General features: G+C 42.1%; 18 protein-coding genes and 1 pseudogene. 7 read left to right on the top strand and 12 right to left on the bottom strand.

Going from position 1 to position 19,715, the window contains the following annotated elements; translation table 11 throughout:
• Positions 1 to 436: 436 nt before the first annotated feature.
• The 3 genes from RAH45_RS01645 (at position 437) to epmA (ending at position 3,970) form a co-directional block, all read left to right on the top strand.
• The gene (locus RAH45_RS01645) at positions 437 to 1,594 is read left to right on the top strand and encodes an AI-2E family transporter (protein WP_068406415.1); all 1,158 of its coding nucleotides are present in this window, start codon (positions 437 to 439) and stop codon (positions 1,592 to 1,594) included.
• A 150-nt stretch (positions 1,595 to 1,744) separates the two neighbouring features.
• A complete protein-coding gene (locus RAH45_RS01650; RefSeq protein ID WP_068406459.1) occupies positions 1,745 to 2,857 on the top strand; it encodes a 4-phosphoerythronate dehydrogenase in 1,113 nt (370 codons plus the stop codon).
• 87 nt (positions 2,858 to 2,944) lie between these two features.
• A complete protein-coding gene (gene epmA, locus RAH45_RS01655) occupies positions 2,945 to 3,970 on the top strand; it encodes an EF-P lysine aminoacylase EpmA (RefSeq protein WP_306495420.1) in 1,026 nt (341 codons plus the stop codon).
• Between the two features lie 146 nt (positions 3,971 to 4,116).
• On the opposite strand, the gene RAH45_RS01660 is transcribed toward epmA, so the two are convergent.
• From RAH45_RS01660 to RAH45_RS01685, 6 genes are all read right to left on the bottom strand, one after another.
• Positions 4,117 to 4,755 (bottom strand): NAD(P)H-binding protein, encoded by a 639-nt coding sequence (locus RAH45_RS01660; RefSeq protein ID WP_068406419.1) that lies wholly within the window; start codon positions 4,753 to 4,755, stop codon positions 4,117 to 4,119.
• A gap of 322 nt (positions 4,756 to 5,077) precedes the next feature.
• On the bottom strand, positions 5,078 to 5,527 hold the full coding sequence (locus tag RAH45_RS01665) for a YaiI/YqxD family protein (protein WP_144297416.1): 450 nt from the start codon (positions 5,525 to 5,527) through the stop codon (positions 5,078 to 5,080).
• On the bottom strand, positions 5,527 to 6,891 hold the full coding sequence (locus tag RAH45_RS01670; RefSeq protein ID WP_306495421.1) for a 5-(carboxyamino)imidazole ribonucleotide synthase: 1,365 nt from the start codon (positions 6,889 to 6,891) through the stop codon (positions 5,527 to 5,529). Before RAH45_RS01670 ends, RAH45_RS01665 begins: the two co-directional genes overlap by 1 nt.
• A gap of 219 nt (positions 6,892 to 7,110) precedes the next feature.
• A complete protein-coding gene (gene purE, locus RAH45_RS01675; RefSeq protein ID WP_082894341.1) occupies positions 7,111 to 7,689 on the bottom strand; it encodes a 5-(carboxyamino)imidazole ribonucleotide mutase in 579 nt (192 codons plus the stop codon).
• Positions 7,690 to 7,808: 119 nt separating this feature from the next.
• Positions 7,809 to 8,765: a metallophosphoesterase gene (locus RAH45_RS01680; protein WP_068406431.1), complete on the bottom strand. Its 957-nt coding sequence runs from the start codon at positions 8,763 to 8,765 to the stop codon at positions 7,809 to 7,811.
• A 106-nt stretch (positions 8,766 to 8,871) separates the two neighbouring features.
• Complete coding sequence (locus RAH45_RS01685) at positions 8,872 to 9,480, bottom strand: rhomboid family intramembrane serine protease (protein WP_306495422.1); 609 nt, start codon at positions 9,478 to 9,480, stop codon at positions 8,872 to 8,874.
• A 433-nt stretch (positions 9,481 to 9,913) separates the two neighbouring features.
• Here RAH45_RS01685 and RAH45_RS01690 point away from each other — a divergent pair, with 433 nt between their 5' ends.
• A complete protein-coding gene (locus RAH45_RS01690; protein ID WP_306495423.1) occupies positions 9,914 to 10,615 on the top strand; it encodes an IS1 family transposase in 702 nt (233 codons plus the stop codon).
• Between the two features lie 238 nt (positions 10,616 to 10,853).
• Here the strand turns inward: RAH45_RS01690 and RAH45_RS01695 are convergent, their stop codons facing one another.
• Positions 10,854 to 11,735, bottom strand: coding sequence for an IS982 family transposase (locus RAH45_RS01695; RefSeq protein WP_306495424.1), 882 nt, complete (start codon positions 11,733 to 11,735; stop codon positions 10,854 to 10,856).
• A 237-nt stretch (positions 11,736 to 11,972) separates the two neighbouring features.
• On the opposite strand from RAH45_RS01695, the pseudogene RAH45_RS01700 reads away from it, so the two are divergent.
• From RAH45_RS01700 to RAH45_RS01710, 3 genes and pseudogenes are all read left to right on the top strand, one after another.
• Positions 11,973 to 12,737 (top strand): annotated as a pseudogene (locus tag RAH45_RS01700) (IS3 family transposase); the annotation flags it as partial.
• A gap of 248 nt (positions 12,738 to 12,985) precedes the next feature.
• A complete protein-coding gene (locus tag RAH45_RS01705; RefSeq protein ID WP_068408276.1) occupies positions 12,986 to 13,474 on the top strand; it encodes an META domain-containing protein in 489 nt (162 codons plus the stop codon).
• A gap of 26 nt (positions 13,475 to 13,500) precedes the next feature.
• Entirely contained in the window at positions 13,501 to 13,980 is a 480-nt protein-coding gene (locus RAH45_RS01710; protein ID WP_102076412.1) for an META domain-containing protein, read from the top strand.
• Between the two features lie 271 nt (positions 13,981 to 14,251).
• Here the strand turns inward: RAH45_RS01710 and RAH45_RS01715 are convergent, their stop codons facing one another.
• The 5 genes from RAH45_RS01715 to RAH45_RS01735 form a co-directional block, all read right to left on the bottom strand.
• Positions 14,252 to 14,689 (bottom strand): MgtC/SapB family protein, encoded by a 438-nt coding sequence (locus tag RAH45_RS01715; protein ID WP_193030764.1) that lies wholly within the window; start codon positions 14,687 to 14,689, stop codon positions 14,252 to 14,254.
• 56 nt (positions 14,690 to 14,745) lie between these two features.
• Complete coding sequence (locus RAH45_RS01720; protein WP_306495425.1) at positions 14,746 to 15,669, bottom strand: DUF808 domain-containing protein; 924 nt, start codon at positions 15,667 to 15,669, stop codon at positions 14,746 to 14,748.
• 59 nt (positions 15,670 to 15,728) lie between these two features.
• Complete coding sequence (locus RAH45_RS01725) at positions 15,729 to 16,253, bottom strand: TIGR00645 family protein (protein ID WP_306495426.1); 525 nt, start codon at positions 16,251 to 16,253, stop codon at positions 15,729 to 15,731.
• A 163-nt stretch (positions 16,254 to 16,416) separates the two neighbouring features.
• Positions 16,417 to 17,484, bottom strand: coding sequence for a DUF475 domain-containing protein (locus RAH45_RS01730; protein ID WP_068408284.1), 1,068 nt, complete (start codon positions 17,482 to 17,484; stop codon positions 16,417 to 16,419).
• A gap of 413 nt (positions 17,485 to 17,897) precedes the next feature.
• Complete coding sequence (locus tag RAH45_RS01735) at positions 17,898 to 19,670, bottom strand: potassium/proton antiporter (RefSeq protein ID WP_306495427.1); 1,773 nt, start codon at positions 19,668 to 19,670, stop codon at positions 17,898 to 17,900.
• Positions 19,671 to 19,715: the final 45 nt, after the last annotated feature.

Consider the following 19,715-nt stretch of genomic DNA (forward strand, 5'->3'; position numbering starts at 1 on the left):
ATTGGTGCCGATAGCGTGCAGGTAATTGTAAGTAAAGATTACAACATAGCCTTATTTATTTGGCAGGCTTTGAGGCATAATAAGCCGTTATTATGTTTGGGCTTACTCTTCTAAATATAGAGAAATGGCAAGTTAAGAGCGATTTTATGAATCACAATTATTTTTATAGATGAATACTGTTTTTTATAACCAAATAACATGTTTATAAAAGCGCGCTATGGTACGGTAGCGCTATTATTAGACTTATTTTCCGCAATGATTTCGCCTAATTTATGAAGCAAATATCTCGCAAAGCTGACAACGTAGAATTTATAACGCAACACACTCGCTAAGGGATATAAATAATGGACACGGTCTGTGATTTTTATCCACCTATTTATAAACGTTACAGCAGCGCCAAATTGGCTGTCTGCTGCCCGCTCTTGGTTTATACGCTATGATCGAAAACTGGACAAAAGAATTTATTATTCAGCGCTTATTGGCTATTACTTTGCTGGTGGTGCTGATTGTATTGTGCTTTCAAGTCGTACAGTTTTTTATTGTACCGGCACTGTGGGCAGCGATTTTGGCGTACGTCACCTTTCCTATTTATAATTTTTTTCATCAGCGCGTTCGCTTTAGCTCAAACTTTAGCGCCGCTATTATGACGGTGAGCATCACATTGATGATAGGTCTGCCGCTCGTTGCTGGTATCTTTATTTTGCAGCAAGAAGCCTTAAGCCTGATTAGCAACTTAATTTATCGTATCAAGGTTGGCTATTTGGATGTGCCAGACTCTATCAAGGACTTACCCGTCATCGGACAGCAAGTCAAAGATGTGTTGTGGAGAATTAATAAAAACCCAGAAGGCACGCTAGAGGCCTTTCGTCTGTGGGTACAGTCGCATCTATATTATGGCAAAGTCGCGTTCGATGTCGTTTTCAGTGGTCTTGCCAAAATGGGGATGGCGCTGATGACGCTGTTTTTCTTTTATCGCGATGGTACCAGTTTGGTACGTCAAATCCGCCAAGCCTTACGCAATATCATTGGCAATCGCATCGATGGTTATATTGATTCGGTCGGTACGACCACGCGCGCGGTAGTCTATGGCATTGGTTTGACCGCATTGGCTCAGGCTTTGCTCGCTGGTATTGGTTATTATTTCGCTGGTGCACCAAGTCCTATTCTACTGACCATTGTCACTTTTATTATCGCTTTAATCCCATTTGGTACGCCATTTGTTTGGGGCGGGGTATCGATTTGGTTATTAAGCCAAGGTCATACCGTAGAAGGGATTGGTTTGGCGCTTTGGGGTATACTGGTTATCAGCTGGGTTGATAATCTTATACGTCCTATCGTCATCAGCGGTGCGACCAAAATTCCTTTTATTATTATTTTCATCGGAGTATTGGGCGGTCTGACGGCGTTTGGTTTTGTCGGCTTGTTTATTGGTCCTGTGGTATTGGCAATCGGCCTTGCAGTATGGCGTGAATGGATATCGCAGCATAAGAATGATTTATTTGCGCAGCACGAAGATATGCTTGCTGACGCCCAGCTGCAACCAAAAGTTACGGCACAAAATAATAAAGACGAAAATATTGTTTCTACGGATTAGGGTATGTGCTTAATTTAAACAGCAATTTAAAAACTATTAAAACCAACCTATAAAAAATACACCTTGCTAATCCAGCAATCATTGATAATAAACCTTTAGAAATAGGGATGTTTAAAAATGCCACATGCGAGCGCTTCAAATAATGAAAATATGCGTCCTCTAACTATCGTTGCTGATAGCAATATCGCTAGCCTTGATGAGTTTTTTAATGCGTCGACGCTTGGGCAACATAATAAACGACCAGTAAATATTATTAGCGTTGCTGGGCGCGCGATCAATGCCGATTTGCTTGCAGAGTGTCAACCTGATGTGCTGTTGATACGCTCGGTGACGCCAGTAGGCGAGCCGCTATTGGCAAACAATAATAGCGTTCAATTTGTTGGTTCGGCGACGATTGGAACCGACCATGTCGATCAAGCCTATTTGGCAGCGCGCAATATCACCTTTGCCAATGCCGCAGGTTGCAGTAAGCACTCGGTTGCGCAGTACGTATTGACCGCTATCTTAACTTTACGTCCGCAATATTGGCAGCAATCGACGCCGCCCGCGACCTTGGGCATTATCGGACTGGGTAATATTGGTAGTACTCTTGCGCAATATGCCCATGATTTAGGCTGGCAAGTATTGGGTTACGATCCGCTACTGCCTGCATCGAACATCAATAACGCCAGCTTTGAGCAAGTATTGAGCCAAAGTAATGTAATTAGCTTGCATGTGCCGTTAACCGATAAAAAAGATGCCACTAATCCTAATGGTAGCGACTATCCAACTCGTCATTTAATTGATAAAGAAGCATTGGCTGCGATGCCAGTAGATACTTTGTTGATTAATAGCGCGCGTGGACCAGTGATTAATGCCGGTGATTTGCAGGCAGATATTGCCCGTACTGGACGCCAAGTGGTGCTTGATGTGTTTGAGCATGAGCCTGAGATAGCGGAAAGTTTGCTATCGAAACTTGCGATTGCCACAGCACATATTGCTGGCTATACCTTGGAGGGTAAGCTCCGCGGTACGCAAATGATTTATGATGCGCTGTGTGAAAAATTAACAGTGACCCCTGTGCAAACCATGCATAAATTGCTGCCACTCAATATGTTTTTATGGTCTGAATTAAAGGCGCATCCAGATAGATTGGTGAAATTTTATGACATCATGGCAGATGATGCGGCACTGCGAGATAAATTAATAGACGGACAAATAAAGGGTACTGACTTTGATCAATTGCGCCGAGATTATCATTTACGTCGCGAATGGCAGTTTTAGAAGACAACCAGCTTTAAAGATTAAAACTCAATTTCAAAGCCTATTTTAATTATTTGATTTTTTATTCGAAAACTACAGTAGAGAGTAATGACCCAAGCAAATAACCTTTCCTCTAAACCCAGTTATGCGCCAACGATGACATTAGCGATGGCACAAAGGCGCGCGCAATTTATCAATGCTATTCGGCAGTTTTTTGCCAGTCGCCACATGCTTGAAGTGCAGACGCCGTTGCTCTCACAAGCGGGTAATACCGATACCTTTTTACAGTCGGTAGCGGCGCAGGTCACGTATCAAGATAAACCTTGTACCTATTATCTGCATACGTCGCCTGAGTTTGCCATGAAGCGCCTACTTGCCAGCTGGCAGATGCCCATTTATCAGATTTGTCCGGTATTTCGTGATAACGAGATAGGCGTGCGCCACAATATTGAATTTACTATGCTTGAGTGGTATCAGCCGAACTATAGTCTAGAGGACATGGGCACTGAATTGGGCGAGCTATTGGAAGCGCTTTACGGTTATCCGATTGTGCTAAGCCATTATCGTTACGTCGATGCCTTTATGGATTTTGTGGGTATTCATCCCTTAACGGCGAATCTTGCCGCGCTACAAGCGGTGGCAGAAGACAAAGGTTTAACAGGGTTTGATTTTAATAGTGCAGAAAATGGTGCCAGCAATAGTGAAGAAGATATTCGCCAAAGTTGGTTAGATTTATTGTTTAGTCATGCCGTCGAGCCAAATTTGGGGCACGATTTGCCGACATTGATTATAGAATATCCGCCTGCGACGGCAGCACTAGCAAAGACGGCCATCGATAAAGACGGTAATACAGTTGCCAAGCGCTTTGAGCTGTATATTAACGGTATTGAAATTGCCAATGCTTATGATGAGCTGGCGGACGGGCAGGCGTTAAGAGCGCGATTTGAGCGTGATAATCAATTGCGCAAGCAGCATAATCTGCCGCAAATGCCAATCGATGAGCATTTATTAGCAGCATCTGATGACTTAATACCTTGTAGCGGTATCGCTGTCGGTATTGATAGATTACTGATGGTCATCACAGGCGCTAGCAGCTTAGAAGACGTCATTCCATTTCCAAGTGGCCTAGCTTAGTTGCTTGCTAGTAGATTTTGACATAGTCGCCAATGATTAAAAAACCCATAAGAAAAAAGCGCGTAAACCAGGGCTTACGTGTTTTTTTATTTTTGTACTTTTTATTACACTACAAACTACTTATTATTTGTTATAGCTTTTACTTACTAAAGTTTAGCCAGCGCTGCATCGATGGCAGTCTCACCATTATGCATACTAAAGACTTTTTTAATCGTATTATCAGCATTAAGTACCGCTGCTAACGTCATGGCCACATCTTCAATAGCGTTTTCGCCCGCATTATCATCATTAATAATGATTTTACCCGTACCAGCGCGTTCTTTTAGCGCACCTGCTTGTACAATGGTGTAATCAAGACTGCTATTCTTAACCAACCACTGATCGGCGTAATGCTTAGAGATATAGTATTCTTTTAAATCGGCAATACCAGGCTGGTTCCATTTACTGGTATCTAAGGAAAATACCGTGCTTAGCATGATATAGCGTTTGATACCTTTATCTTGAACCGCTTGCATCGTCTTAACCGCGCCATGCAAATCGACTTCTAAGACATCTTTCCCACCAGAGCCGGCAACAAAATAAACCGCATCGATATCTGATTTAATTTGCTGTTGAATGGCGTCTTTCTCAGCAGTAATATCTAAATCTAACTGACTATAATTGTTATCGCTAAATAATTTTTCATCTTGACGGGTTGTGCCAATCACTTGATGGTTATCCGCTAATAGTTGTTTAACCAAATCAGAACCCACTCGACCGCTAGCGCCAATTACTAATATTTTCATTATCATTCCTATTATTATATGAATTTTATATGCTTTATCTTTATTTAAAGATTTATGTTTTAAAACTGATTATTCAAGAACCGTTTAATCAAAAACTATTTTTTTAAAATAATTTGTTTTAAGAGCTGCATATAGCCTAACAATAATGACGAGCACACTTCGTTATGAAGCGTGCTGATTGCATAGTGTTTGGTTATGGAGTGTATAGGGTTTGCAAGAATGGACTTTGTGAAGGTTAATATTTAGAGAGATAAGAAATTTTTTAAGAAGTTTTAAAAAGTAGGGTTTTCAAATTGATAAGTAAAAGAAATGACTGCACCAATTAACGAACCAAGCGATTAAGACCATCGGCAAAGGCTTTCTTGTCGCGGTCGCCGTAAGGTTTCTGCCCGCTCATTTCTTGCAATTCAAGCACGCCTGTACCGCGCATGGTATCCATAAAGTCGCGCATATTGAGCTTTTGCTTGATATTGTTTTTATCATAAACCACACCGCGGGTGGTCAAAACCATACCGCCTTTATCCAAAATGTCATTGGCCAAAGGAATGTCGCTAGTAATGGCCAAATCGCCTGGCTGGATTTGCTCGACGATATAATCATCAGCTTTATCAAACCCTGACGGCACCACGGTCATGACAAGCAGCGGTGATTTGCGCAATTTAATCGGCTGATTGGCAACAAATATCGCCATCGTTTGGGTACGTTCAGCCGTTTTGATGATTAAGTCTTTAGCAATCAATGGCACCGAATCGGCATCTACCCAAATCTGCATTATTTCTCAGCCTTATCGGTCTTTAATAATGCCTCTGCTAAGGCATCTTTTTGACTACCTTTCACGTCACTTTTAGTATTTTCTAAAGTACGCTCAGTTTCGGCATTGGTAGATTGCTCTGGTACAGATACAAGTGCTTGCTTATCGGTCATGGTTGGCGCCAGTTTTTTATCAAGCCCCACTTTATTTGGTAAGACGGCAACCAGTTTTGCTAGCGCAGGTTCTAAATCCGCCACGTCATTTGGCATCAAGGTGATATGGGCAATTTTACGGTCTTCGCGCTCAGCCTTATGGTAGCTATGATAATGGGCGCCATCGATATTGAGCACCGCGCTGATATCAGGATATTGACCTAAGACGTTGAGCATAATTGCTGGATGGACGTTGTCGGTATCGCCTAAGGGCAGATTGACCACCGCGCGGATATGGTTTTCAAATTGACTGGTAATCGCACCTTCGATACTCCAGTGTCCAGAGTTATGGACGCGCGGAGCAATCTCGTTGGCTAGCAGATAATCGTTACCGCGCGCATCTTTACTCACAAACAGCTCAAGCGCCATCACACCGACATAACCCAAGTGATTCATCACCGTGGTAATGGCATCGGTTGCTTGCTGAAATAAATGGCTGGTACCAACGGCTGGGGCGCGAGTTTTGGCTAAGATACCATGATGATGGTGATTTTCGACCAAATCATAGCAGCGCACCTGACCATTTTGCGCGCGTACGGCAATGATAGACACTTCACGGCTAAAGTTAATAAAGCCCTCTGCAATTAATGGCGCAGGCGTTGGGGTTAATGAACCTTTACCGTTAACCGCGTCTTTTAGCTCATGCCAAGCGGCTTTGATATCGCTGTCTTCTTTGATGACAAACTGACCCTTACCATCATAACCGCCGCGGCTGGTCTTGAGCACTATCGGCAATCCTAGCTCAGCGCAAGCTTGCTTCAATTCAGCTTCAGAATTGACCGCCATAAATGGTACGGTGGCGATATCAAGCTCATTAAACATGCCTTTTTCTTTTAAGCGATCTTGGGCGATATCAAGGGCAAGCGGTGGCGGAAACATGCCTTGTTTGCTGCCTGATTTTGATAGATGCGCTAACTGCTCGACAGTCGCCGTTGGCGTGTTTTCAAACTCTAAAGTAAAGACGTCAGCTGCCGCGATAAATTCATCTAATTGCTCGCTAGTAAAAACTTTTCCGTAAAGGCTGGCAGGGCAGTCGGCGTTGTCTTCTAAAAACACGCACTGATAACCGAGCGGCAGGGCAGCTTGGGCGAGCATCATACCAAGCTGACCGCCGCCTAAAATACCGATGGTACGGATGGTTTGGGTAACAGGATAAGCATTGGTGGTAGTCATGGCAGGCTCTTTACATTTAAAATGAATAAGGATTTTTAGTAAATGATTGGCTAAAAATTAAGGTTAGAAATAGGAAAAGGTGCACCGTATGCACCTTATCTTTAGTAAAACTCATTTGGCTATAAATATCAAGTTTAGCGCATGGTAAGTATCAAATATTACTAGCAAGAGTATTGATAACAGCAGTTTTTGCTAAAAGGTTAACTCATCTTGCTTACTTTATTGATTAATAATACCGGGTGTTGGACTTGCAAGAATGGTCTCTGTTTGCGCTTGACGCATGTTATCAAGCTTAGTGGCAAGCGATTCATCATGCAAGGCCAGCACCTGAATGGCAAGGAGGGCCGCATTATAGGCACCAGCAGTACCAATGGCTAAGGTGCCAACAGCCACGCCCTTTGGCATTTGCACGATAGAAAGCAGACTGTCCCAACCGCTAAGCATCGATGATTTAACAGGCACACCAAACACAGGCAGCGGCGTTTGACTGGCACACATACCGGGCAGATGCGCGGCGCCGCCCGCTCCAGCGATAATCACCTGCAAACCGTTATTTTTCGCGCTTTTGGCATAATCGAACAATCTATCTGGCGTACGATGGGCTGACACCACTTCACATTCAAAGGCAATATCAAAGTCAGCAAGCAACTGCGCCGCTGCACTCATGGTCGCCCAATCCGACTGCGAGCCCATGATAATGCCAACTTTTGGTTGACCAGCAGGGGAGGTAATGGGGCCGTTTTGCTCAATAGCAGCGTTTTGTGTAGTAGGGTTCACAGTAGCGGAGGTGGTGCACATGCTTTGATATCCTCAAAAAGACCATCATACAAAAGTTTTGCTGCCTTCGTAAAGCCAAGTTTGTCGTTTAATGTCAAAGCTGACTAAATAGCAGTTTTTTATGTCGCGGTTTTATCGATTTATAATGGGCCTTCATCATGGCGATATTGCACAAAGTTACTGGCTTTCAATGGTAATGGCAGCTCAGTATCCAGCTGATAACAGGTCATATAACCGCTATCTATGGCTGCTGAATAATCGGTGCAAACCACTTGGTTGCTCAATGGTTCAGGATTGCCAGTGAGCCAATAATGCCCAACAAACACGGGTTTGTGCGTTTTAAGGGCAAATTCAATGTTCTCTGCCATGGCATCGTTTGGAATCTGCGCCAAGCCCGATTTTGGCGCACGGGCGATTTCATGTATAGGCCGCTTATTTAGCTCATCAAGCCACCAGCGCACGCGTACTTGTGAGCGCGCTGCACCGTCTTTATCGACCATAACCAAACCTTCAGGTAACGCAGTTTCCACACCTTTTAACACACGCTCAAGCGCCTCATAGGCGGGGCTATGTTTTTGTGAGCTGGCAATGACCGCTTCGGGGGTTAGGCAATTATCAGTAGTTAATAAAGGTTTTAATACCGCCATGCTATCGACATCCCAGCAAGCGTGGACAAAACAGGCATAATCGGTCTCAAGCCAAAGCGGTATCTCATAAAAGCGCTGCAACCAGTATTGATGCGCTTCTGAGCCAAAGGACACTTCGGCTAAAAACGCTTCATGTTGGCGTACATGAACATCGCTATGCGAGCGTAAATAGCGCTCGGGCTGCTTTGGGTCAAGCATCGCAAAAGCCAAGGCGTTGTATTCATGATTGCCCATCACCGCATCGGCCACGCCTGCATCTAGCATCGCAAAAACAATTTCAAGAGTAGCTACCTGCTGCGAACCACGGTCAATCAGGTCACCAATAAAGAGCGCCCGATGCCCTAACGGCGGTACAAAGTGGCTGCCATTATGCACATAACCCAATTGTTTTAGCAGCCCAATCAACTTGTCTGCATAACCGTGAATATCACCAATAATATCTATAATCATAATTCTTTATCAAATTCTTAAACATGTTGTTAAATACAAATTAGGGCAAAACATCAAACGTTATCAATTAGCAAATTTAAAACTAAAGATTCTAAAACTAACCGCTCTAAAGGCCAGGCGACAATAGCGCATTTAAAAAGTGTGGCAAGACGCGAGGTTCTAAAATAATGGTCGCAATCACTCCAAATGCGCCGCCCCACATATGCGCCATGTGATTGATATTGGAGCCGCCGCGTTTATCGGCGTGAATACTATAAGCGACGTAAGCGACAGCAAAAACTATCGCTGGAATAGGAATAATGGCGAATAGATAAATTTTTTCCCACGGAGCCAGCAAAATAAATGCAAATAGCACCGCTGAAACCCCACCCGAAGCACCAAGGCTCAAATAACTGGCGCTTTTTTTATTTTTAAGATAGCTTGGCACCATGGCAAACACGATAGCCAGCACATAAAAAACCACAAAACCATAACCGAATAAAAACGGCTGATATAAGCCTTCAATAGCCCGGCCAAAAAAGTACAGGGTGAACATATTAAACAGCAAGTGCATCGCATCGGCGTGAATAAAGCCGTGGGTCACAAAACGATCCCATTGACCGTTATTCACCGCCGGCGGATAAAAAATCAGCCGATTAAACAGGGTTTTGTTTTGCCACGCCAATAAACTGACAATAACCGTAATAATGATAATAAGCGTCGTGTGGTTGAACAAAGGAGAGTCCTTAGGCCGAGCCTGATAGGGGGCAGTGTTATAGAGCGTAGTGCTTAAAGACCAAATAAGTTGGATAAAAAATAACTAAATATGGGTGCTGAAAATAGCTAAGGCTTACACCAACAGTAATAACAGTAATAACAGTAATAACAGTGATGCTAAGGCAAAAAACCAATAGACGACAAAATTATGCTTTAATAATCGTTTATATTGAATAATATTACAGCGTAACAGGCAACTAAGTAATGCTTCGTATACTGACCGTAACGTTTAACGACAGAATAAATATTTACCAAAAATAAATCATTAATCGGTGATATTTATCCAGTTTTACGTTTGTTGAAATTTTAAAAAAAAGGGTGGTGTGTCAGAAAGTATGCTGAGGAGATGAAAGGAGGGTGACAGCCGAAGCAAGATGATATATTTGGAGGTTATGAAGACACAAATACAGATCAATTGCCCCGACTGTCACAGTCCCAGTTTTTCGATACACGGCAAAAAAAGCTATGGCAAGCAGAACTACCAGTGCAAGGACTGCAAACGTCAATTCATTGACGACCATGCCTTAACTTATCATGGCTGTCACTCTAAAATAGAAGACATCATACGGCTAATGACGGTTAGAGGTTGCGGCGTCAGAGACATAGCCGTTATAGCCTCTATTAGTATTGGTAAAGTCCTTAGCACCATAGGCTCATCGGTCTATAAGATTACACCTAAAAAGCGCTATTATGAACGCTTAGAGGTTGATGAGTTCTGGACTTACGTATATCGCAAGAAGCGTAAAGTTTGGCTTATTTATGCTTATGACCGCGCTACTAATGAGATTGTCGCTTATGTCTGGGGCAAACGTGACCTGAAAACAGCTAAGAAGCTAAGAGCCCGTCTTAAACAACTGAAAGTCAGCTATGGTTCTATTAGCATGGATAACTGGGATAGCTTTATAACCGCATTCAAGCCTGACAAGAAACAAATCGGCAAGCAGCATACGGTAGGCATAGAAGGTAATAACTGTCGCCTTAGACACCGATTGCGACGAGCCGTTCGAAAGACCTGTTGCTTCTCAAAGAAGTTTGATAACCACTTTAAGGTGTTTGATTTGGTATTCTTCTATGTCAATTATGGCTATGTCTGATGCCAGCATACTTTTTAGAACACCACCAAATATTTAATAAAATAATATAAATGACTTTCAATCAGAAAGTGCTTTTAACGATAGTAATATAGGATAGACCCTATAGTTGACACTGTATTTTTAAAAGAGTTTCGGCTTTTAGAAAGCATAAAATTTCTTAGATGTATCAATCTAATTCTAAAATAATTATTAATAACCCCAGTTCGGGATAAGCCACATTGTAACTCATTGATACTATTTACAATATGGCTACCTGTCCCTGCTGAGGCATGTTTTTGATGGTGGGTTTATAGGGAAACCAGCAATAAGCAATCAAACCTGACAGCAAGTTTGTGATAAACCCCGTGACACTACGATGGCGTGAGTGTTCGATTTGGCACAAGTTTTTAAGCTCTCCAAACACCGTTTCAACCAAAGAGCGATGATTGAGTAGTGCCTCATCCATAGGCTCAAGTAATTGGGGTTTCATATTACGCCGAAGTTTGGTGATCAACATGGTATCACTGTGTTTTGTGAGCCACTCGTTTAGTGCTTTACTGATATAGCCTCTATCCCCAAACACCTTGCCAAACACAGACGTTGCCATATCCTTAACAGGCACTCTGTCATCCGTATTACCCGCAGTGACTTTAACAGATAAAAGCTCGCCCTTATGATTGATAATGGCGTGCAGCTTAAAGCCGTAAAACCAGCCCATGCTGCTTTTGCCTCGGGTTGCCATTCTTTCAAAGACTTTATGACGGTAGATACGCTTGTTATGACAAACTGCTATCTTGGTTGAATCAATATAGCTGATACCTGTACAGTCGCCCATCATGCTTTGCAAGTAGGCACATAATGGCATGATACTGCGTGGTATCAGCTCTATAAACCGTGAATAACAGGGCAAGTTTGGAAACTCCCGCTTCATCATGCCAAGCATGTGATGGTAGTAAAAAGACTTAAACTGTCGATACCGCAGTTGATAAAACAGTACCAAGACAGTCATAATCTCTGCTACACTTATCTGGCATGCTCTTAGCCGTTGACGGCCCGTTGCGATTAAGTGAGCCTCAAACTCAGGTTTGAATTGCTGATAAAAGTCGTCAATATGGCAGTATAGTTCGGTTAGGTTGTCCATGTAAGAAGTCCTTTTTGCTTAAGTGGTCTTGGTAAACTTACTTTAGCAACTTTGGACTTCTTTTTTTATCTTTTTTTGAGCCCTTATCCCGAACTGGGGTTATTAATAATAAAAACTTGGGCTTGAACCGCCCCGTGATTTTCGGAGGCTCAACATTCTGAGAGAATACGACAATGAAAAGACAAACCTACACTCCTGAAATTAAAGAACGCGCCGTTCGTAAGCTGATCGAAGCAGCATGACGACTTTTACATCAGCAAGATTAAACGTATCTGGCAGGACAGCAAATGCCGTTACGGTGCGTGTAAAGTATGGCAGCAGATGAAAGCTGACGGGTTAAAGGTTGCTCGGTGTACCGTCGAGCGTTTAATGAGTCAGCACGGCCTACAAGATATCTAGCGCGGTAAGGGTAAAATAACAACTCACAGCTGTGATGATCAAAAGCGTGCTGATGACTTGGTTAATCGTAACTTTAGCGCTCATCGCCCTAACCAGCTCTGGGTGGCAGACTTTACTTATATCAAGACATTGAGCGATTGGGTATATACCGCTTTTATTATTGATGTGTTTGCTCGCGCTATTGTGGACTGGAAAGTATCGAATCGGATGAATACCGATATGGTGATGGCGGCATTAAACCAAGCAATAGCAGATAGAAACAGTCCCAAAGATGTCATTCATCACAGTGATCGAGGGGTTCAGTACTTATCTATTCGCTATACCGATAAGATGACGGTCTCTGGTGTGATTGCTTCTGTTGGTACAACAGGCGATTTATACGACAATGCATTGGCTGAAACGGTCAATGGACTGTACAAGTCTGAGGTGATTCATTATTTAAAGCAGAACTGGACTGGTGTGAACGATGTTGAACTGGCAACCCTTGAGTGGGTGGATTGGTTCAACATGAAGCGTCTACATAGCACTATCGGTTATGTGTCACCCTTTGAGTTTGAAAAGCGGTATTATGATAATTTAACCCTGTCAGGCATCGCTGCCTGACTCAAGTAAATCAACCTCTGATATAGTCGCGGCGGTTCACCCAAACTCTAATTTTTTTGTGAACTATATATCGATACTGCTGCAACCTGGATGAAAAACACCTTTGAAGAAATCTCGTTAAACATCATGCATATGTAACGCCTTAGAAAAATAGTATTGAAATCGTTATCTCTACTTTTATCGATCCTTATCCTCTGCAATAATGCTGACGTCTAATGTATCAAATTCGTATATTAGAGGCGCCTTATATGAAGAACATGACTAAGATAATGATAGCGGGTGTTTTAGCAGTAGGCACGTTGGCTGCTGGTTGCCAAAATGCTCCTAGCACGACTACTCCAACTACTCAAACAGTAACATCAAATGCCCTACAAGCCTATAACTGGCAGTTGATTGATGCCAATCGTAGCGATGGTGACAAAGTTACTCAGTTATTCTTCAATCCAGCGAAACCTTTAATTTTAAACTTCATGACTGCTGACGGTGATAACCGCGTTGCTTTTATGAATACCTGTAACAATATGAGCGCTGGATACAGCATTGTGGATGGTAACGTCCAAATTCAAAATGGTATCAGCACCTTAATGGCATGTCCTGAGCCACAAGCTAGTTTTGATACTGCTACACTAGCAACAGTACAAGGTAAATATAGCTTAAGCGAAATTGGCAAAAATCTACCTGTTCTAACCATTACCAATGCTAATCAAGTTGCTCATTTCAAAGCTATTTCTAAATAACTACTACAGGCATTTATACGAAAAACATGACTAAAGTAATGATGGCAAGTGTTTTAGCGGTAGGTACGTTAACTGCTGGTTGCCAGACCACTCCTAGCGTGACAGCGCCAGTTGAACAGACAATCACACCAAATCTCTTACAATCCTATAATTGGCAGTTGGTTGATGCCAAAGGGACTAATAACGTTAAAGTTCCTCAGCTATTCTTTGATCTAAACAACCCACTAATTCTAGAATTTACGAATGAGAACGGTAATAATTTTGTTAGCCTATTGAATACTTGTAATAACATGGCTGCTGGTTATAAAGTTGTGAATGGCAACGTACAGGTAGGCAATATAAGAAGTACCAGAATGCCTTGCCCAGAACCACAAGCAAGTTTTGATAAAGCGGTCGTGGACACCGTAAAAGGTAAATACAGCATAAGCATAATTGCCAACAATTATCCTGTCTTGACCATTACTAATGCCTATCAAGTCGCTAGCTTTAAAGCTATTCCTAAGTAAGTCTGTCAAATAAGTTGGTAAATTGTAAACAAATAACGCCTCACTATTAATTAGTGGGACGTTATTTTGGTACCTCAAAACTACTATTTAGTCTAACAAACCTTATATAATTGTTATTTTTGAAATGTGTCCGGTTCCCTAGTGAGGACTTGAACCTTAGACTGTGAGATATTGCTATTAGTATTCTAAATCTATTTAGATAAAATCAGTGTGCATAGCAGTGTAACTTATAAAATGTAAGGTTGAGTATACAAACCGAGACGAATAATAATTATTCAAGCTTATCTTTCACTTTGAAAGGTTCTGAGAATTGTAGAATTAAGAAATTAACGACTGACAAGATGATCGCTATCTCATAACGTCCATAAGCAACAGAGATACCAATAGCAGCAGTATTCCATAGACTCGCAGCCGTCGCCGTGCCTTTTACGGTATTATCACCTTTAAAAATCGCCCCACCACCGATGAAACCCATACCTGTAATAATCGCATACATTATCCTTGCTTCAGGTTGGGAGCCATGATAAATATCGACAGCTACTAGCATGAAAGCACAGGAGGCAATACTGACTAATGGAAAGGTTCTAAGTCCTGCACCCTTATCTTTCATCTCACGATTAAGCGCAATCGGTAAGGAGAGTATGAAAGCAATTCCTAATTGAATCAGGTGATACACCATTAGTTTTAAGCTCAAATCAAATTCAAACATGTCTTATTACGCTCTTTAAAAGAAAGTTAAATGAACAAGGATAATTATCGATATTTTTAATGCGTCGAAGATGACTTATTACTGCGTAATTTACCAATCATGGTAACGATAGCCACGACAATAACACCGACGAATAAACCTACCAACGCATTTAAGAGCATGGTTGTCACACTTTCAAATATGCCAGTTAGGTGCGCTAAGTCTTCCACTTCATGGTGCAAAAAATCAATCCCATGCACTAAAATACCGCCGCCCACTAGAAACATTGCTAATGTCCCAGCAATGGATAAAAACTTCATCAGCTTAGGGGCCATAGATAATAAAATTCTACCTATTTTCTGCTTTGCACCGTTCGTCTGTTTCATTAGGTAAAGACCTAAATCATCCATTTTAACGATACCCGCTACTAAGCCATAAACGCCTACTGTAATGCCAATGGCAATAATAGACAGCATCACGCTCTTCTCTAAAAGCGTCGCTCCAACTGCTGAGCCGAGTGCAATTACGATAATTTCAGCCGATAGAATAAAGTCGGTGCGCACCGCACCTTTGATTTTGTCCTTTTCAAAAGCAACCAAATCAATCGTCTCATCAGCATTGGCACGTAGACGGGCTATTTGTTCTTCATCGTGAGGTAAGATATGTGGCCAGAACTTATGAATGATTTTTTCAGCACCCTCATAAGCCAAATAGACACCTCCGCACATCAATAAAAACGTGACTAATGGCGGATAGATGGCACTAATCAGCAACGCTAACGGCACTAATATAAGCTTGTTAACGAATGAGCCTTTGGTAACGGCCCAAACTACTGGCAGCTCACGGTCTGCTTTAACACCTGAAACTTGCTCTGCATTAAGGGCTAGATCATCGCCCAATACACCCGCCGTTTTTTTAACGGCAACCTTGGTCATAAGTGACACATCATCTAATATCACACTGATGTCATCAAGCAAGGTTAATAAACTGGCCCCTGCCATGTGTGCTCCTTTGCGTCTATTTATATAAATTAATTGATAGGTTTTTTATTAAAGTCTTTCTAATGTTTTTTGGTGTCACCGACAATCTTATCCATCAAAGCAAATAACAGGCCTGACAGTACAAACGTCATATGGATAATCACTTTCCACATCAATCTATCAGCATCACCTTCGCTCATCTCTTTAGGTATATCCATAAATGATTTAAGAAGATCAATCGCAGAAATGGCAACGATGGCACCAATCACTTTGAGTTTTAGCCCAGAGAAATTGATTTTCCCCATCCATTCAGGGCGGTCCTCATGATCTCCGGTATCAATTTTTGAGACAAAAATCTCATAACCACTAAATATGATGATGAGCAATAAACTTGCGACTAATGACATGTCGATAAGCGCCAACGTACCAACGATGACATCGGCTTCAGATGCACTGAACACATGGGTAATCATATGCCACAGCTCTTGAAAAAACTTAATAAATAATAAAATGATACCGAGCACCAATCCCAAATAGAAAGGGGCTAGCAGCCAACGACTATTAAATATGGTTTTTTCTAATCTTTGTTCAGCTTTGTTCAGCATTTGTGTCTCTTGTTGTTGGCAATATAAATGTTTGAATATGATGTCTATTATTAGGTAATAAAAAGCAATGCATGTTAGAAAAAAGGTTATACCAATTATTTGGCATAACCTGTTATTAACGATATTCTAAAATAATAATTTTTTGCTTTACATTGTTTACACTCTAAGCAGTGAGTTTTGCCTGTTGCTTACGATGTTTCAGTGAAGCAAGCAGCGCCCAACCAATAAAGGCAATACCGATCAGCCCCGTAATAAGCTCTGGCACATGGAATTTCACCGACAATAGCATGATAATGGCTAAAGCGCCGATGGCATAATGCGCGCCGTGTTCAAGATAGACAAACTCATCAAGCGTGCCTTTATCGACTAAGAAAATAGTCATCGAACGCACGAACATCGCACCGATTGCCAGACCAAGCATAATCACGATAACGTCATTGGTAATCGCAAAGGCGCCAATCACGCCATCGAAACTGAATGAGGCATCGAGGACTTCTAGGTATAAGAAGCCGATAATACCGCCTTTCATAATCGCACTGGTCGCTGCTGCGCCCGAGCCATTTTCTTTGTTTTCTAAATCTTCTTCGAGGTCACCTTCAAGCATACCCGAGACCACTTGTACGCCAAGGTATACCAAGATACCCCAAACGCCAGCGATTAGGACCGCAGTGGATTGCTCAGGATCAGCAAATGATACGGCAATCATCAACACGATAAGCGCCACAAAGACGCTCATGGCATCTACTTTGCCAAGCTTTGCCAAACGGCTTTCAAGCCAGTTAAACCAGTGCACTTCTTTATCGTCAAAGATAAAGTTTAAGAACACCAATAATAAGAAAATACCACCAAAGGCTGAGATTTCAGCATGGTGTGCCATTAAACGGGCAGAGTATTCTTCTGGTTGATACAAAGCCAGTTTGATGACCTCTACCATAGCAAGCTCAGCAGTTACCGCGACAATGACAATAGGGAATACCAAGCGCATCCCAAATACAGCAATCAAAATACCAACGGTTAAAAATATCTTTTTCCAAAATTCATCCCAGCCTTTCAGAACTGAGGCATTAACCACCGCATTATCGAATGATAATGAGATTTCCATGACGGCCAAAATAGCGGTAATAGATAAGGTTGCGATCAAACCGCCCATCCCGCCATGTGAATATCCCCACCATGCCGCGATCGCTAATGCAATGGCGGTAAAGATAAAGTCTAAATAAAAATGTCTCATGACACATCCTGTCTGGTTGCGTAACGCTAAGTGTATCTACTAAAAGTATGAGGCATAAAAAAAGTGGCTATCGTAAGCCACTTTCCTATGTGATTTTTAATAGAATATAAAGTATTTTTGAAAAATCTTCTATGTAGAATTGTCACTGTATCTTTTATGCTTTGGCGATTAAAAACACCTTATATTTTAATAATAATCCTAAGCATAAGATACTGATTAAATAGAATTATGCTACGTAGTTTAGCTTCTGTATTAGCCTTACTTAGAAAAATGCGAATTCCTCTCACAAATAAAATTTTGCTATTTTGGGTATACCCTAGCGAGACCAGTAAAACAGACTATAATTTGAGCTAATGAGTTACCTAGAATGGACAATGTTAGCAGGACTATTAATTGTCTAATAGTGATAGAAACTATGCCACCGCTGACCCCTCTAGTTGTTTTAGGCCAATCGTTCTCAGTCTTCCTTGGTCATCAACTTCTTTAATGACTAATAACCACTCCTTATTAATCACAACCGTATCGCCTGCTACGGGTGCCATCTTTAAGCTATCCTTAATATATTCAGCAACCGTTTGTTCCCACATATTTTTCGTGTTCAGGGTATCTTCTAGAGATTCGAATTTCATACTATCGGTAAAGAAAGGCACATCTTTAAGTTTGACACTCGGCGATAGCATCCAATCGCCATAAAAATCATCGATGGCTCTACGGTCTAACGTAGTGTCATTAAAAACAGTCGCAATCTGATCGGCATAATCGCCACTCATGGCATACCATACGCTATCGCCAAATTTGAGCTTAGTCTTTTCATTAATTGCCAAGATTTGCTGACCACGTACCAAGGCAAAAACATGGATTCCTTCAGGGCTGATACGCGTAGATATATCCCTCGGATGACGACCAATTGCAAACGCCCCTAACTTTACCTCAAATTCATACAACGTAATACTTGCTCTATCTGACACCCACACTTCATGCTCTTCTTTTGGGCCCTTATTGTTAGGAATACGCACCTTAAACAGATTGGCCATAAAAGGAATGGTCGTCCCTTGTAACACCAACGATAAGACCACCACCCCAAAAGCGATATCAAACAGCATAAAGGCATTGTCTACCCCTGCAATCACTGGCAACATGGCAAGGGTAATGGGCACTGCACCACGTAAGCCGACCCAAGAGATAAAGCCGATCTCTCTATTTTTAAATTTAAACGGTAAAACACTGGTATAGACTGCAATAGGACGAGCCACTAAAATCATAAAGGCAGCAATGGCCACTGAATAAGGCCAAACTTCAAGAACGTTCGATGGCGTGACCAATAGGCCCAATACCACGAATAACACCGCTTGCGACAACCACGCAAAGCTGTCCATCACGCGCATGACATGCTCAGTTGAGCGTACCTTATGGTTGCCAATCATAATACCAGCGATAAAGACCGCGAGAAACCCACTACCGCCCAGTAAGTTAGTGGCAGAAAACACTGCTAAACCCGCCGACATTATTAAAATGGCATACATACCTTCTGCCAAATGTATCTTGGGTAATAATCGAGATAGGAAATAACCAAAGAACAAGCCCATTCCTAAACCAAAACTAAGCTGTTGTAATAGTAGGCCTAAGAAGCCTAACGCTGTCTGTCCGGCAGGATCAACATTTAAAGCAATCAACCCAGTTACTAACAGAATCGCTAAAGGGTCGTTGGCGCCCGACTCTAATTCAAGCGTGGCTTGGACACGATCATTTAATTTAACACCGCCATTACGCAACAGTGAAAATACCGCTGCCGCATCGGTTGAACCCACGATTGCTGCCAGTAATAAGCCAAAGCGCCAATCGACATCCAGCAGCCATGTGACGAATACACCCAGTATCATGACTGTCGCAAGTACGCCCCAAGTGGCCAGTGTGATGGCTGGTTTTAAGCCAACTCGGAATGATTTAACAGAGGTGCGCAACCCACCATCTAACAAAATACAGGCTAGGGCTGCTTGTCCGACAAAATTGGCTATCGCATATTGAGAAAATTCAATACCCAAGATACCTTCTTCACCAGCGAGCATCCCGACGACTAAAAACAATAGCAAAAGTGGAACACCCAAACGCGCCGATAACGTACTTGCCATGATACTGGCGAAAATTAATACTGCTCCTACGAGATACACGATATTTAAGGTATCCATGTTTCATTAAGCCCTATTTTATAATACTAAGCTGTTTTAACCAGA

This window comes from Psychrobacter sp. van23A, from assembly GCF_030845275.1.
Classification (GTDB): domain Bacteria; phylum Pseudomonadota; class Gammaproteobacteria; order Pseudomonadales; family Moraxellaceae; genus Psychrobacter; species Psychrobacter faecalis.

Bases quoted from the DNA above. Each gene is read 5' to 3' on its own strand.
- RAH45_RS01670 (WP_306495421.1), bottom strand. From the start codon at position 6,891: ATGACTACCACCAATGCTTATCCTGTTACCCAAACCATCCGTACCATC.
- purE (WP_082894341.1), bottom strand. From the start codon at position 7,689: ATGTGCACCACCTCCGCTACTGTGAACCCTACTACACAAAACGCTGCT.
- RAH45_RS01645 (WP_068406415.1), top strand. From the start codon at position 437: ATGATCGAAAACTGGACAAAAGAATTTATTATTCAGCGCTTATTGGCT.
- RAH45_RS01710 (WP_102076412.1), top strand. From the start codon at position 13,501: ATGACTAAAGTAATGATGGCAAGTGTTTTAGCGGTAGGTACGTTAACT.
- RAH45_RS01650 (WP_068406459.1), top strand. From the start codon at position 1,745: ATGCGTCCTCTAACTATCGTTGCTGATAGCAATATCGCTAGCCTTGAT.
- epmA (WP_306495420.1), top strand. From the start codon at position 2,945: ATGACCCAAGCAAATAACCTTTCCTCTAAACCCAGTTATGCGCCAACG.
- RAH45_RS01690 (WP_306495423.1), top strand. From the start codon at position 9,914: ATGAAGACACAAATACAGATCAATTGCCCCGACTGTCACAGTCCCAGT.
- RAH45_RS01660 (WP_068406419.1), bottom strand. From the start codon at position 4,755: ATGAAAATATTAGTAATTGGCGCTAGCGGTCGAGTGGGTTCTGATTTG.
- RAH45_RS01735 (WP_306495427.1), bottom strand. From the start codon at position 19,670: ATGGATACCTTAAATATCGTGTATCTCGTAGGAGCAGTATTAATTTTC.
- RAH45_RS01715 (WP_193030764.1), bottom strand. From the start codon at position 14,689: ATGTTTGAATTTGATTTGAGCTTAAAACTAATGGTGTATCACCTGATT.
- RAH45_RS01730 (WP_068408284.1), bottom strand. From the start codon at position 17,484: ATGAGACATTTTTATTTAGACTTTATCTTTACCGCCATTGCATTAGCG.
- RAH45_RS01665 (WP_144297416.1), bottom strand. From the start codon at position 5,527: ATGCAGATTTGGGTAGATGCCGATTCGGTGCCATTGATTGCTAAAGAC.
- RAH45_RS01705 (WP_068408276.1), top strand. From the start codon at position 12,986: ATGAAGAACATGACTAAGATAATGATAGCGGGTGTTTTAGCAGTAGGC.
- RAH45_RS01695 (WP_306495424.1), bottom strand. From the start codon at position 11,735: ATGGACAACCTAACCGAACTATACTGCCATATTGACGACTTTTATCAG.
- RAH45_RS01725 (WP_306495426.1), bottom strand. From the start codon at position 16,253: ATGCTGAACAAAGCTGAACAAAGATTAGAAAAAACCATATTTAATAGT.
- RAH45_RS01720 (WP_306495425.1), bottom strand. From the start codon at position 15,669: ATGGCAGGGGCCAGTTTATTAACCTTGCTTGATGACATCAGTGTGATA.
- RAH45_RS01680 (WP_068406431.1), bottom strand. From the start codon at position 8,765: ATGATTATAGATATTATTGGTGATATTCACGGTTATGCAGACAAGTTG.